9 protein-coding genes are annotated in these 14,213 nt (G+C 60.0%); 4 read left to right on the top strand and 5 right to left on the bottom strand.

Annotated elements, in window-relative coordinates; all coding sequences use genetic code 11:
• Positions 1–7: 7 nt before the first annotated feature.
• Complete coding sequence (locus DVT68_RS01245; protein WP_114823257.1) at positions 8–862, bottom strand: methyltransferase domain-containing protein; 855 nt, start codon at positions 860–862, stop codon at positions 8–10.
• Positions 863–1,287: 425 nt separating this feature from the next.
• Here DVT68_RS01245 and DVT68_RS01240 point away from each other — a divergent pair, with 425 nt between their 5' ends.
• Positions 1,288–3,477, top strand: coding sequence for a hypothetical protein (locus tag DVT68_RS01240; protein ID WP_147281653.1), 2,190 nt, complete (start codon positions 1,288–1,290; stop codon positions 3,475–3,477).
• A 319-nt stretch (positions 3,478–3,796) separates the two neighbouring features.
• On the opposite strand, the gene DVT68_RS01235 is transcribed toward DVT68_RS01240, so the two are convergent.
• Positions 3,797–6,049: a GtrA family protein gene (locus tag DVT68_RS01235; protein WP_158543436.1), complete on the bottom strand. Its 2,253-nt coding sequence runs from the start codon at positions 6,047–6,049 to the stop codon at positions 3,797–3,799.
• Between the two features lie 572 nt (positions 6,050–6,621).
• Here DVT68_RS01235 and DVT68_RS01230 point away from each other — a divergent pair.
• Together DVT68_RS01230 and DVT68_RS01225 are read left to right on the top strand one after the other, a co-directional pair.
• On the top strand, positions 6,622–6,867 hold the full coding sequence (locus tag DVT68_RS01230; RefSeq protein WP_147281652.1) for a hypothetical protein: 246 nt from the start codon (positions 6,622–6,624) through the stop codon (positions 6,865–6,867).
• A gap of 151 nt (positions 6,868–7,018) precedes the next feature.
• Positions 7,019–7,672 (top strand): response regulator, encoded by a 654-nt coding sequence (locus DVT68_RS01225; protein ID WP_114823253.1) that lies wholly within the window; start codon positions 7,019–7,021, stop codon positions 7,670–7,672.
• Between the two features lie 81 nt (positions 7,673–7,753).
• Here DVT68_RS01225 and DVT68_RS01220 read toward each other — a convergent pair whose 3' ends face one another.
• The gene (locus DVT68_RS01220) at positions 7,754–10,897 is read right to left on the bottom strand and encodes an Rne/Rng family ribonuclease (protein ID WP_114823252.1); all 3,144 of its coding nucleotides are present in this window, start codon (positions 10,895–10,897) and stop codon (positions 7,754–7,756) included.
• Positions 10,898–11,238: 341 nt separating this feature from the next.
• Between DVT68_RS01220 and DVT68_RS01215 the strand changes: the two genes are divergently transcribed.
• A complete protein-coding gene (locus DVT68_RS01215; protein WP_114823251.1) occupies positions 11,239–12,252 on the top strand; it encodes an RluA family pseudouridine synthase in 1,014 nt (337 codons plus the stop codon).
• On the opposite strand, the gene DVT68_RS01210 is transcribed toward DVT68_RS01215, so the two are convergent.
• Both DVT68_RS01210 and DVT68_RS01205 read right to left on the bottom strand, forming a co-directional pair.
• Entirely contained in the window at positions 12,220–13,746 is a 1,527-nt protein-coding gene (locus tag DVT68_RS01210; protein ID WP_114823250.1) for a CPBP family glutamic-type intramembrane protease, read from the bottom strand. The genes DVT68_RS01215 and DVT68_RS01210 overlap by 33 nt on opposite strands.
• The gene (locus DVT68_RS01205) at positions 13,743–14,084 is read right to left on the bottom strand and encodes a 4a-hydroxytetrahydrobiopterin dehydratase (protein ID WP_114823249.1); all 342 of its coding nucleotides are present in this window, start codon (positions 14,082–14,084) and stop codon (positions 13,743–13,745) included. The genes DVT68_RS01210 and DVT68_RS01205 overlap by 4 nt, the downstream gene beginning before the upstream one ends.
• Positions 14,085–14,213 lie beyond the last annotated feature (129 nt).

Below are 14,213 nucleotides of genomic sequence, written 5' to 3'. Positions count from 1 at the left end.
ATGGCATTCATGCGGGGCGCAAATAAACAATTGTCTGGAATCCATCCTGAAGCATGGCGTCCGTGCCGACTACCGACCACTGTGGCCACATCCGCTCCATATACTCAAGTGAGATCGAGGCGTCACCGTACACGGGTTGACCATCAATCGAGATTTTTCCATCGCTGCTGAAGGCATACCCGGCCATTTGATGCCGCTGTTGAAGTTCGGCCGCATCGACTTTGCGTGGTCGTACTTCGTTATGAAAGTCCCAGTAGCTTCGTGGTCGGACTGTAATGGCCATCAGTCCGTCGTGGGCAATGTATCTTCGGCAAGCGCTCATTGCTGCATGGGCAGCTTGTTCCGAGAGATGCGTGAAGACAGAGAAGGCATATATGAGATCAAACTTGACCTCAGGGAACGGGAGTGCCGTTGGCAGGTACTCTGATTGTTCAATGGTTCCGAGAAGGGCCGCTTCCTTGCACAAGGCAATAGATTTGTCCCAAGGGTCGCACCCGTAAATTTTGTCCGGAGCAGTGAACTTGTACATCAGGCGAATGAGCCGACCCCAACCACAGCCGTAGTCGAGAATCCGCGTGTCATCAATGGAACGACCTGTGTAACGAAAGAAGTTGGATTCCAGATTGCGAACGAATGCGCAGCTCTGCATAAGCAGAGGGTAGCCCGAAGACCCTGTCCAAGCTTCCTGAACGTCGGAACTAGCCATGGCCGGAAGGTGCGCGCGTACTTCCGGATATTCCGGAGGTACGTAGTGAAGGGCGTCGCCAACTACATCTATGGGAAGTGAGCGAAGCGTCGCAAACAAGGTCTCTCTGGATTGGGCCGAGGCTTGCAACTTGGCGTAGATTTGGTCGCGATCCATATGGCCTCTATGAAGTGCAGATATCGGTGGTTATCTTGCTGCAGACTAACCAGCACCCTGGTCGAGCTAACCGATCGCGGTCGTGTGGCCCAAGACTGCCGAATAAATATCAAGAATTTCAGGCAATTCTCGTCGATCGAGTTTCTAATGTAGAGGGAAAGAGAAAAGGCGGGGGCTGACCGGCATCACTAAAGTGGTGATGGACAGCCACGGAACGGCGGGGCCGGGTACTGCGAACAATGGGTAACAATGACTCGTTGAAGGCTTCGATAGCCGCGGCTGCCCCATACGAATCGTTGGCGAGTGGGCCGAGGCGATAGCTTGATTCGCATTTTTGAGGGATGGTGCGGGGATCCCTGGCTAAACAAATCTAGCATCTGGATCAATCTGCTCAGGTCAGCGAGCCGGACACGAGTGCAACGAAATTGAATACAACAAACCGCACCTTTCTCGCTCTGATCGCGCTGACGATTGGGGTTTTCGTTTTCGGCCAAGGCACGTTCTCGGCCCCCATCCCACTCGTTGGGGCAACTGGTTGGCAGGAATCCGGTAAGTTCCCCCCGGTTGAGGGCAAACCCGAGAGTCTTCAAGTTCCCGATGCCATGTCGGGTAATCCTTCCTTTCGTATGTTCCGGACGTGGACGTCTGCCGGCCCATTGAAGGGAAAGATCACGAGCCCCCCGTTCGTGCCAACGCCTTACATGGCTTTTCCATTTCAGCGTGGTGGCCTAAGAGGCAATCCAAACACGGACCTTCTGTATCTGAAGTGCCTCAAATCCGGAAACACCTACCTGATCAGCAGTGCGCAGACTTTTGACGAATGGAACGTTGCCTATCGTCACGTTCCGCGGTCCTTTTGCTCTGGGGATGTCATCCTGGTCGGCACGTCCAATGCCGCCAGTGCAGAGTCGTATCTCGGTGTGGCGACGCCCTTCAAAGTGTCTCGCGCCACTTTTCTTGCCCACACGGACATCGGCGCAAGGGCGGCGGTCCTTATTCTGGCGTGGACTGCGTTTGTATTGATTGGGCTTGCGTCTGCGATCCTGCTGTCGCTACACAGTCTTGACGCGCTGCCCAGTGCCATTATCGGCATTGGCGTCAGCGGAGTGATCGTCTTTGCCACCGGCCTCCTGAATTTTCACCTTTCATCCTATGCTGCCATTACGTTGGTGGCCATTTCAGCTCTCACGTTGCTCTCAAATCGGCGTAGGCGGATATGGAGCGAACTTCGCATGCCGATGCTTTTATGGCTCGCGATCGGCATGGTCGCCTTTCTGTTCGTCGCTGGCATTGACAACGGAGGCGGTCGATGGGCCGCAAACGCAATGTTCTCTCCGTTGAGCTGGTCAGTCGATAACCAGAATCCAGTGCTATTTGCCTACCGCTTCGCGCATGCCACGAAGGGCGAAGCGCTTGTTGCTGGGCCGTGGTACTTCGACGACCGTACGCCGTTGCTTACGGTTCTCATGATTGTCCCGCAGACGCTTTTCATAGAGCCATTGTCGAGGCTGGTGGGTACCGATTTTATCTATACGGCAGACAGCGCCATTGGCGTACTGCTACTCGCCCTGTGGGCGCCGGTGCTTCTGTGGTTCTCATTCCGGGCCAAAGTGCGTCACCGGATGCTGTTCATCGCGATCGTGGCGATCTCGCCATTTATGTTGTTCAACACTGTCTACACTTGGGGAAAAATGCTTGGCGCCGCCTACATACTGCTTGCCGTGGGCCTCACTTTGTTGCCCGAGCGCCGCAACCTCGGCTTGATCCCGACAGCACTGGTGCTGTGTTATCTCTCGCATTCGGGTAACGCGATTGCGGGAGCGGCATTTCTTATTGTATTTGCCAATGCGCTTCGATGGGGTGATGTAAAAACGCTTACCTACGGAGCATTCGTGGCGCTCGTCGTCATGGCGCCCTGGGTGTACTGGATAAAGGTTGTTCAGCCATTCGGAAATGCTTTGGTGAGATATCAGCTTGCAAACGATACCGGCTTCGATCATCGATCCAGCTCCATACTTGCCAGCGTTTTGCAGTGCTGGAAAGGCCTTGGTCTTGAAGAATGGCTGGCGATGAAACTGCATTCATTCCATATGCTTGTCGATGTGCCGCTATCGATAGGGTTTGGTGGGGCTTTAGATAACCGAACGTCCAGTTTTGCGGAAAATCAGCGTGCGGGCGATTTTGTCGTACTTGCCAGAACCATTGGCATTGCCTCGGTCGGAGCGATTCTGGCCATTTTTCGCGGCTCGGCTTTCCAGAAGAAGTTGATCCTCTGTGGTGTCGTGGGGGTTGTTTCCATGACCCTCCTCATTGTCCGGCATGGCTACGTCCCTCATCAGGCGTACGGTTCAATCGTCCTTATCGCGGCGGCTGGAGCCATGTATCTGGCGGATCAACACTCCAGGATTCCGACGATCCTTTTCGGTACTTGGCTGGCGTACTTCGCTGCAGTATGGATCGTAAGTCCGATTGTCAACGCAGACCATCTTCATTTCGGGGCACTCATCATGGCGGTGCTTTGGTTGTGTGGCGCGGTAATAATTGTTGCGTCTAGTTCTCGTGCCCTTCCGGCGTGGCGCTCGGCTGGCTTGGATATCCAAAATAGGGCCGGGTAGACAAGGGGTTAGTCGCACTGACTGTCCCGGTGGTGTTGGGTGGCAGCGAAGAGGGCGCATTGGGAATAATAGATAGCAGGGGCGGGCGGATGCTTCCACTCAGCTTGACTGGAAATAAAGCGATTCAAAGGTGTGCCATTACGATCGTTGCCGCGAAGGCGAAGTTGGTCACCGGAGTTTGGTGACCGAAGTGTCGCTCTGAAACGCAGCAAGACGGTCGGAACGGACTCTAGTCGCGTGGGAATGCGCATCACGGCTAGGTTGTGTGTGGAACGGCTAGACAAGCAAAGATGATGAGCCATCCCTAGCTCTGCTGAAGTTAGCCGCCTCCATCGTGGCATCGCTCAAATACCGCAATCTCCAATCTCGGATCGAGCAACCACCCCGAAATGGGGTAACTGGCGAGCTTGACCTCACCGCCCTGATGGGGTCGCACACAGGTGCCGAGAGCATTAGTGCGGTGATCTAGCCCAATCACGTAACTCGCCGTCGGCATGGAAAATCTGCCCGGACCATAAAATTGTTGGTTGTAGCGATTCCTTACCTCCGTATTGGTTACATATAGATTCCATCCGGTAACCGCAAACCCGCCCTCAATATCTGCCGGTGTAACGTGCTTTCGCTCCATGAGATCCGAAATGGCACTCCACCTTGTGCGATTCCAAGCCAGGTAGTCATGTGTTCCGCCCACGGCAACTACACCATAAATCATGAGGATCGAGAGGGACACTGTACGACTCAGCAACACCTGCCTTGCGTTACTTTGCGAATATTCATTAGATAAAAGTAAACCGCCCGCCGCGGTCAGAAGAATTCCAAACATCGGTACCAGTGGAATCACATACCTATCAAATACATTGAACAGGGCAAAAGGAATCAATGTACTTATGAGCGCCACGAGCGAGAATGCCGCACTTCGAACATAAGAATTTTCTTTGGGGTCGGGTCGCAATAATGCGACGGTCGCTCCGGCCGAAAGGAGGCCAAAGGTAACCGTGACAATTAAAGCAAATATCGAGTTCCAAGCGAAATCGGGTAGCCACGATGCCGGGTTGATTCGCGGGTAAATCAGGCCGCAGTTTGCCCCCATATCGCAGGGCCCAAGCACCATCGTCGAATATAGATTATTTCCTAGGAATCGGAGGCAATTGTCGTTGATGCTAAGGGAAACAAGAAACGTCACGGCTAGGAGAGTTATCGGACCGAGCGTTTTCCTCATGGATCTTTCGCGCGCGGTCTTTAAACAACGTACGCAAACGGCCGACGAGATTACGATAGTTAATGGGAGTAGGGAGACGCTCAGATAGACGAATACGATGTATATCTTCACAAGCATCTGGTGCACGAATTCTGTGTACCCTAGCTTGGATACATAAAAAGACATCTGCCGCTGTTTGGCATCAGCGAGCGGCAACTCGATACCAAGCTTGATGATAAAGAGATTGTATGCCGTCAAAAGAATCTGTACCCCGGCCGCTGGCCAGAAAGCACGTACAAGATTTTGCCAGGAAAGCTTGGTCCTCCACAGAACAACCAACCCATACGCAAGTGCTATCGGCAGGGTGATTTGGCGAATTAAGCTGGCGGCACCAAGGAAAAGGAACCCGATCAGTTCATCCCTGCATGCTCTGGTCGCGAATGCCCTGGCAAAAAACAGGCAGGCAAACGTCGCCAGCACCGAGTACGGAACATCCGTCATGAAGTTGAATGAGTTCTGAAAGTAGATGGGGTTCAGCATCAAAGCTGCTGCTCCGTACGCAGCCCAATCCCTGCGCCCGGCCACCTGCTTCAGTAAAAAGTACAGCCCGATAATGCCAAAGCCGCCCATCACAATGGTCGATACGCGAAGTGCGGAAAAGCTAAAGCCTGTCGGCAGACAGAAGAGTGCGCCAAGAAGCGCCTGAAAATAGAATGTGGCTGTTGTCCAGCCATCCATATAGACACGATGTTGCTCAAGCAGCACCTGAACACTGCGTGCGTAGGACCAATCGTCATTCAGGGCAAAATTGCCTAGTGGATGAACAACAGAAGCGAGAATGGTCCAGGTGCAGACTAGTGCTGCGGCAACAAGCAGATCTACATTTAATGGCCGCTTGGTCGGCTTCAACAAATCACTTGAGTCTGGTGTCTTGGCGAAATTCGAGAACGTAAAATTCTTATGTAGAAAGAAGCTGGTGATCGCCAATGTCGACAAAGCAAAGGCATGAGCTAGTGTTTCGTTCAATTGCAGCGGCAGATGAGTAACCGCACTGAAAAGTCTGGAAAGCACATTGCTTAGTACCAAGGTCTGTATCAAGCCGATGATGTTCACCACAAAGAAGCGGGCTAATTGAATGTGGCTAGCCCTGCCTTGTGCACTGAATACAAATATCCTATTGAACACAAACGCCAATAGCGTGCTAAAGACATACGCTAATGCAACGGATGGGTTGTAAGCCATGGAGCGGCTCAGTTCAATTCTCAGAAGAATATTGACAATCGCCGAGGCTCCGCTTGCTGTCAGGAATCGAAGATATCGAGAAGTGAGCAGCTCGGCGCGCAAGAGGCTGGACACTTTCGAGTGAATCAACATCACTGTTATCCCTGTGCTGTAATCAAAAACTGGCGCGCGATTGTGCGAATTCAAATCGGAAGGGCGCCGCTGTTGGTTGAAGCCTCGTGTGCGGCTTGAAGGGTACGATAGCCCATTGGGGGCGCGACCAGACAGGGAGGTTCTTGACGTAGTTGATGCCACTTGTGGAGCACGGAGAGCTTGTGCTGACGGCGTCGCTGATGACGGACTGATAGGGAGTGGACGGGGCGTGTTTGGCTTCATCGGGCTCTTTGGCGGCTCGATCGTTCGGCCAAAGCGGGGGGCGAAGGAACAAGCCGCTGGATTCTTAACGCAACCACGTGTGGAAACGGGGTAGAACTACTGCACGCTTTGTGTATGGTGTTTCATTTCTGGGCCATGAGTTGATTGGGGCCCCTTTGGGATAGGCGACCGAGCTACAACTGGGTACGGGCCAATGTGGTGAGTAACTTTGGGAGTAACTTTTGACCCGACCCTCCGGAGCTAGTAATTTTCCTCGGGTTTCGATCCCCGCTCCGGCACCACGGAACGACAAGGCGTGCGAGCGCACTTGCAGCATCCGGGGGGCAGTCATGAGTGCGATGAAATTCCTGGGACCTTATGCCGACCGCGTCGCGGCTGAATTGGCCGAGGGTTACGTGGTGGGCACGTGTGTCGGCGACTGTGTGATCGAGCACGGAACCATGATCCGTGGCGTGATCAGGCGTACCGGCGAACAGCAGTGGTCGGATGGCGATGGCCACGACCTGACCGTGATGGTGGAGGACTTCGATCTCGATGAGGCGGGCCTGCGTAACTGGGCAACCGCTGTCGAGTAATTGACTGCCCGCGATTACGGAGAGGCCGTGTAGGGCAATGGCGGATGCTTCAGTAGGCCTGCGTGGATGATGCAGTTCTGGCCTGTTGAAGCTGCTTGCATTAAGCCATACCGAGGCCTATGTTCGCTCAATAAACCCAAGGAGGGCGGCAGTGATCAAGGTGGTTCTGATTGACGATCACGAGCTGGTGCGTACGGGATTCAGGATGATCCTGCAGCAGCAGCCAGACATACAGATCAGCGGCGAGGCAGGCACGGCCGAGGAGGGGTTGCGGCTCATCCGTTCACGTGCACCGGACATCGCCCTGGTCGACGTGCACATGCCGGGTATGAGCGGCATCGAGCTGACCGAACGCGTCGCGCGTTCAAAGCTCCCCACACACATCATCATCGTCACCGTGGTGGATGACGCGCGGTTTCCGAAGCGCCTTCTCGACGCGGGAGCGCTGGGGTATCTCACCAAGGGTTGTACCGCCGAGGAGTTGCTGGAGGCGGTGCGGCACGTCGCGCTGGGTCGTCGTTATCTGGCGCCTGCGGTGGCGCAACAGCTGGCGCTTGCCACGCTGGATGGTGAAGGTTCGCCGTTCGACGCACTGTCCAGCCGAGAGCTCGAAGTGGCCATGATGCTGGTGCGCGGCAAGCCGCTCACCATGATCGGCGAGCAGCTGAACCTGAGTCCCAAAACCGTTTCCACCTACAAGCAGCGCCTGATGGAGAAGCTGCAGGTGGATCACGTGATCAGCCTGGCGCACCTGATGACGATTCACGGCCTGCTGGATACACACAACAACCAAGTGGGTAATTAGGGACTGCAAACCTCGCCTTGACGTTGCACAAAAAAGCCGGACTTTCGTCCGGCTTTTTTGTGCCTGAAGGAGGCACGGCGATCAGCCGTGGGAAGCATCCTTCTTCTGCGTTTCGGCGGCTTCTTCGTCGCTCGATTCGTTGATCGCCGGTTCGCTCGCCGGATGGTGGCTGAGCGGAGCCTGGGCGAGCAGGTCGCCCTGCTTGGGCGCTACCGCGGGCGCGGGCTCGACGGCAGGCGCCGATTCCAGGACTTCGTCCTTGGCAACCTCAGGCGACGCCAACGGGGCGGTCGCCTCGATGTGAGCGACGGTTTCCAGCGGAGCGCGGAAATCCACCGTGGTCGCGGCAGGTTCGACCGGCGCCGGCTCTGCCACAGTGGCGGCAACCGCTGGCGCGTGGGTCGTCGACGCTTCCACGTCGGTGGTCAGCACTGCCGCAACGACGGGTTCCGATGCATCGGTGGCATGCGCCGCCACCGGGGCGATGGGGGCCACTGGTGCGTCCATCTCCACGGAGTGGGTTTCGATCTTCACCACTTCTGCGCTGGCCTCGGTCTCGCCCTCGGGCTTGTCCGGGATCGGCGGCAGCGTCGGCAGGTTGAAGGAGCTCGGGGCCACGGCGCTAAGCACGGGCTCGTCGATTGGTTCCAGATGCACCTTCGGCTCGACCGGGGTCTCCATGGCCGAGGCGCCGGACACGGGGGGCAGTGCCTCGACCGCCGCGACCACGGCGGCCGCGGCTGTCACGACCGGGGCGGCAGCAGTCGTCGGCGCGCTTGCCGGCGTCTGGTGTTCAGCGGACGACGCGGCGAGTTCTTCGCTGCGATCCTCATCGTCGAGATCGTCGCCCTCGGCGCCTTCCGGCAACTGGCCGCCGACCTGGGCGACGTCCTCGTGGCGGCGACGGCGACGGCCACCACGGCGACCGCGGCGGCGACGCGACTGGCCACCCTCGGCTTCCGGGCTGGACTCGGCTGCGGCCTCGGCATTCGCTGCGGCCTCGTTCACGACCGGGACAATGGCTGCTGCGTCCTTGGCGGCTTCGGCAAGCGGCGCAGCGACGGGGCGTTCTGCACCCTGGGCTGCCTGGGCCTGAGCCTGAGCCGGCTGCTGCGGCTGTGGCTGAGCTTGCTGCTGGGCCTGTCTCGGCTGGCGCTGCTGCTCCTGGCGCGGCTGCTTGCGTGACTGCTCATTCTGGGTCTGTGCGGCTTCAGCCTTGGACGGCTGCTGACGCGCTTCCTGCGGCTTGCCGGCCTGCGCCTGCTGCTGGCGCTGCGGCTGCTCGTTGCGCGCCTGCTGGCGGTTGCCCTTGGCCTGCTGCTGGCCCTTCTGGCCCTGGCCCTGCGCCTGTTCACGGCGCTGCTGGGGCTGCTGGCGGCTGCCCTGGGCCTGCGAGCCCTGGGCCGGTCGGCCACGCTCGTCGCGGCGGTTGCCGCGGGCGTTGGCCTGGGCCGGTTCGGGCGCCGCGACCGGCGCCGGAGTGGCCGGGGCCGAGGTGCCGCGGAACCAACCGAACAAGCGGGAGATCACGCCGCCGGTGGGCGCAGGAGCCGCAGCCGGCGAACGCGCGGGCTGGGTCGGCGCGACGGCTGCCGGGGCGCTGGCGGTTTCTTCGCGAACCGGGGCGGGCGTGGACGGCACGATGCCGCTGACGGCCGGCTGTTCGCTGCTGCCCAGGGCCTGGCCCATCTTCGCCACCGGCGAGGCCTCGACCGCGGTGAGGCGCTCGTAGCTGGGCTTGCTGTGCTCGCCCATTTCCGATTCGCGGATGCGCTGGATTTCGATGTGAGGCGTTTCGAGCTTGTCGTCGGCCACGATCATGACGTGGACCTTGTTGCGCAGCTCGATCTCGACCACGCTGGCGCGCTTTTCATTGAGCATGAAGTTGGCCACGCTCGGCGGGGCCTGCACCAGCACCTGGCCGGTGTTGTCCTTCATCGCGTGCTCTTCGATCAGGCGCAGCGTCGACAGGGCCAGCGACTCCACGCCGCGGACATGGCCGTGGCCTTCGCAGCGCGGGCAGACGATCTGGGTCGCTTCGCCGAGGCTGGGGCGCAGGCGCTGGCGCGACATCTCAAGCAGGCCAAAACGGCTGATGCGGCCGATCTGCACGCGGGCGCGGTCGAGCTTCAGCGCGTCCTTGAGACGCTCCTCCACTTCGCGCTGGTGCTTGGGGCTGTCCATGTCGATGAAGTCGATCACGATCAGGCCGCCGGCGTCGCGGATGCGCAACTGGCGGGCGATCTCGACGGCGGCCTCGAGGTTGGTGTTGAACGCCGTTTCCTCGATGTCGCTGCCCTTGGTCGCCTTCGACGAGTTGATGTCGATGGCAGTCAGGGCTTCGGTCTGGTCGATCACGATCGAGCCGCCGGAGGGCAGGCGGACCTGGCGGTCGAACGCGCTCTCGATCTGCGTCTCGATCTGGTAGCGCGAGAACAGCGGGGTGTCGTCGCGGTACAGCTTGAGCTTGCGCAGGGCATTGGGCATGACCTGCTGCATGAACTCGCGCGCATCGTTATAGAGCGACTCCTCGTCGATGAGGATCTCGCCAATGTCGTTGCGCAGGTAGTCGCGCAGTGCGCGGATGAACAGCTTCGACTCCTGATAGATCAGGAACGGCGCCTTCTGCGCCTGGGCGGCGCCGGAGATGGCCTTCCACAGCTGCAGCAGGTAATCGAGATCCCACTGCAGTTCCTCGGCGTCGCGGCCAAGGCCGGCGGTGCGCACGATCAGGCCGACGTCGTCAGGCACGGTGAGATGATCGAGCGCTTCCTTCAGCGCCTGACGATCTTCACCCTCGATGCGACGCGAGACGCCACCCGCCTTCGGGTTGTTAGGCATCAGCACCATGTAGCGGCCGGCGAGGCTGATGAAGGAGGTCAGTGCGGCGCCCTTGTTGCCGCGCTCTTCCTTTTCCACCTGCACGACGACTTCGTGACCTTCCTTGATGAGGTCGCGAATGTTGGCCTTGTTCGGATCCAGGCCCGGCGTGAAGTACTCGCGGGCAATTTCCTTCAGCGGCAGGAAGCCGTGGCGTTCGGCGCCGTAATCGACGAAACAGGCTTCAAGGGAGGGTTCAACGCGAGTGATGCGGCCCTTGTAGATATTGGCCTTTTTCTGTTCGCGAGAAGGGATTTCGATGTCGAGATCGTAAAGGGTTTGGCCGTCGACAATGGCCACACGCAACTCTTCACGCTGAGTTGCGTTGATCAACATACGTTTCATTGTAATTTTTCCTCGGCTTGCCGCGCGTCGCGTGCCGCGGTGGCGCCGTCGTTTCGGCGGCCTGCCGGGGATCGCGCCGCTGCGGTTAAGCGGCAACATGTCGGCATCGTTTCCGGTGCCGGGATGATTCGTGGCAATGCGCCCGCCGCCCCGGAACCTCTTGGAACCGGACAACGACCACCCGAACCGTTACGATGAAAGGGAGCAGCAACCGGCTGCCAGAAAAGGCGACCGGCGCTATCCTCGCCGACGTCACGAGCGGGTTTCCCGACTCCATCCGAACTTCGGCAGGGCGGGACGAAAGCGCCGGCCGAGTATCCTATTTCGTCAGGTTTTTTTCAATGCAGACGGCAACTTCCCCTGACGCACCTCACGGCGTGCGTCAAGTTGAGATCGGACCCGAGCGCGACGGGCAGCGCATCGACAATGCGCTCATGACCCTGCTCAAGGGCGTACCAAAGAGCATGATTTACCGGCTCTTGCGCACCGGGCAGGTGCGCGTGAACGGCAAGCGCGCGAAGCCCGATACGCGTCTCGCTGCGGGCGATACGCTGCGTATTCCGCCCGTGCGTACCGCGGAGAAGGAGGTGCAGAAAGGTCCGGCGCCCGGTCTCGTCTCAGCCATCACTGATTCGATCATCTTCGAGGACAAGCATTTCCTGGCCATCGACAAGCCGGCCGGCATCGCCAGCCACGGTGGCAGCGGGGTGAGCCATGGCGCGATTGAACTGCTGCGTGCTGCGCGCCCTAACGAGCACCTGGAACTGGTCCATCGCCTGGACCGTGACACCAGTGGCGTGCTGGTGTTTGCCAAGACCCGTGCCGGCCTGACCGGACTGCAGGCAGCGATCCGCGAGGGCACGGTGACCAAGCAGTACCTGTGCCTGATGGTCGGCCACCCGCGCAAGGCCAAGTTCAGCGTCAACGCTCCGCTGCAGAAATCGGTGCTCCAGGGCGGAGAACGCATGGTAAGAGTGTCCGATAACGGCAAGCCGTCACTCACTTTTTTCCAGGAAATGGAGCAGTACCCCAGCGCCCGCCTGATGCAGGCCACGCTGGGCACCGGCCGTACCCATCAGATCCGCGTACATGCGGCCCATGTCGAGCACCCGCTGGCCGGTGATCCGAAGTACGGCGACAAGGAGATGAACAAGAAATTCAAGGACCTGGGGCTCAACCGGATGTTCCTGCACGCCTCCCACATGAGCTTTGAGCTCGACGGGCGCGCCTACAGCTTCTCTGCACCCTTGCCAGATGACTTGAAGGATTTCCTGGATGTCCTTGCTGTAAAAGGAAAAAGGATTCGGCGCCTGCAGGAGCACCTACAGGAAAAAGCGCGCACTGACCTGAAGTGAGCGGAGAAGGTGGCCGGTCAGCGCGCTCTCCACCAGGAGGGCGCAGAGGGCGTGGGCCACGGCGATCGGCAGCAGCCGTGGGGCCTTGAGGAAGCGCCAGGCCCACCATAGCTCGGCCACCAGGCACAGCTGCATCAGCGAACCGTTGGGCGTGTGCAGCAGGCCGAACAGGGTGGCCGTGACCAGCACGATGGCCGGCCGGGGCAGGCCGGTATGCTGGAGCCGACCCATCACAATGGCCAGCATGGCCCACTGTTGCAGCAGCGCCCAGCCGAAATAGGCGGCTACATGCAGCAGTGGCAGCGCCGTGAGGCCGTGGCCGTCCAGCAGCACCAGCGTGATGGCGACCGGCAGCGGCACGAACGCCCATAACCAGTCCGACCACCCGCGCGCCACCCAGCGCCAGGCCACCGGGCGCCGCTTCCATTCACTCCATCCGGCATACACCAGAGCCGAGGTGAAGGCGACGATGCCCGGGATCGATGGTGTCTCGCTCCAGCGCAGACCGGCGATCAGCCATAACGGCCCGGCGGCGATGGCGGCCACCTCCACCCAGGGGTGGCGGACCTCGCGCGTCTGTCGCCGGAGGAGCCAGCCCAGCCAGGCGAGGTAGATGGCAACCACCGGCCAGTCCAGCCAGGGAGGCATGCTGCTGCCCGCCACCGGCTGCAACGAAAGGCCGAAAGGCAGGATCAGCGCCGCCGGCCAGCGTTGCCGGGCCTGATCGCGCCAGTTGAGCATCGCTTCGGCCGAGGCGTCTTCGGGCAGTCGCACAACCGGCGTGCCGGACTGGGCGGCCGCAGGGCTGGCGCCGTCGAGACTGGCGTCGGGGCCCAGGCGGATGTCGGCGACATCCTTCCCGATGTCTGCTGCTCGCGAAGCGGCGCCCGGAGCCAGCAGCGCCACCTGGTCGATCAGCAGCGAGTCACCCGGCGGAAGCTGGGGCCGAAGGCGCCACATATAGGTGACCACCTGCGGAGGCGGACAAGGCGCGCCGTTCGGCGTGCGCCATGTCAGCGAGCGGACATCGACCAGCGGTTCGCTGTCACCGGCGGCGATGCGCACGGCGTCGGCGGCGAGGCAGGCCGTACTGGTCTCACTGCGCTGGTAGGTGAGGCCGAGCGTGCCTGCGCCAGAGCTGTGCAGATGAAGCCGGATCAATGGCCAGTGCCCCAGGTCGATCGGGCTGGCCAGCGGCAGGCCGAGTTCGAACGGTGCGCCGTCGAGGCTGGTCAAGCGCAGCCCATCGCGGTCGATGGCCAGGTTGACCGGGCCGAATGCCCGGCCTGCGACCAGGTCGCTGGCGTGGTGCAGGGTCCAACGCCACAACGGCTGATCGTCGCGCAAGGCGGCATAGGTGCGATGCGCGTCGCTGGCGAGCCGGGTCCGCGTGACCCAGGCGGATATCGCGGCCATCGCCCAGAACAGCACGACCACCGCCAGCAGGAAGCCGGCAGTGGCTGCGAAGTGAGGCCTGGCGCGTGATGTGCTCAACGGTGGAGCAGAGCCTCGACACGCGCGGCGCAAATGAAGTCATTGAGCGACAAGCCGCCGACGTCGTGGGTCGACCACAGCACCTGGCAGTGGCCATAGCCCGCTTCGAGGTCGGGATGGTGGTCTTCCTGGTTCGCCATGAAGCCCACCGCGTTGATGAAGCCCAGCGTGTGATGGAAATCAGCGAACTTGAAATTCTTGACGATGGCCTTGCCGCCTGACGCGACCTGCCAGCCGGGCAAGCCGGCGAGCAGTTCATCCACCTTGGCCGTGTCGAGCGCGTGTTCCTTGCCCTTGCGGGGCGTGCAGTGCTGGCTGGCGAGAGGGTTGATGCTCATGGCGGATGTCCCATGCAAAGAAAGGTGCGAAGGGTCAGAGCTTGGCACGTAAAAGTCAAAAGCGAGCAGTCATGACGAAATAGGACTAAAATGGTGCTGTTTCGCCCGGTAAGGCTCGGGTATCGCTGG

The organism is Dyella solisilvae (assembly GCF_003351225.1).
GTDB classification, from domain to species: domain Bacteria; phylum Pseudomonadota; class Gammaproteobacteria; order Xanthomonadales; family Rhodanobacteraceae; genus Dyella; species Dyella solisilvae.
This window is presented reverse-complemented; position numbering and strand designations above follow the sequence as displayed.

Coding starts and splice junctions, on each gene's coding strand:
- DVT68_RS01245 (WP_114823257.1), bottom strand. CDS start 862: ATGGATCGCGACCAAATCTACGCCAAGTTGCAAGCCTCGGCCCAATCC.
- DVT68_RS01235 (WP_158543436.1), bottom strand. CDS start 6,049: ATGTTGATTCACTCGAAAGTGTCCAGCCTCTTGCGCGCCGAGCTGCTC.
- DVT68_RS01230 (WP_147281652.1), top strand. CDS start 6,622: ATGAGTGCGATGAAATTCCTGGGACCTTATGCCGACCGCGTCGCGGCT.
- DVT68_RS01220 (WP_114823252.1), bottom strand. CDS start 10,897: ATGAAACGTATGTTGATCAACGCAACTCAGCGTGAAGAGTTGCGTGTG.
- DVT68_RS01215 (WP_114823251.1), top strand. CDS start 11,239: ATGCAGACGGCAACTTCCCCTGACGCACCTCACGGCGTGCGTCAAGTT.
- DVT68_RS01205 (WP_114823249.1), bottom strand. CDS start 14,084: ATGAGCATCAACCCTCTCGCCAGCCAGCACTGCACGCCCCGCAAGGGC.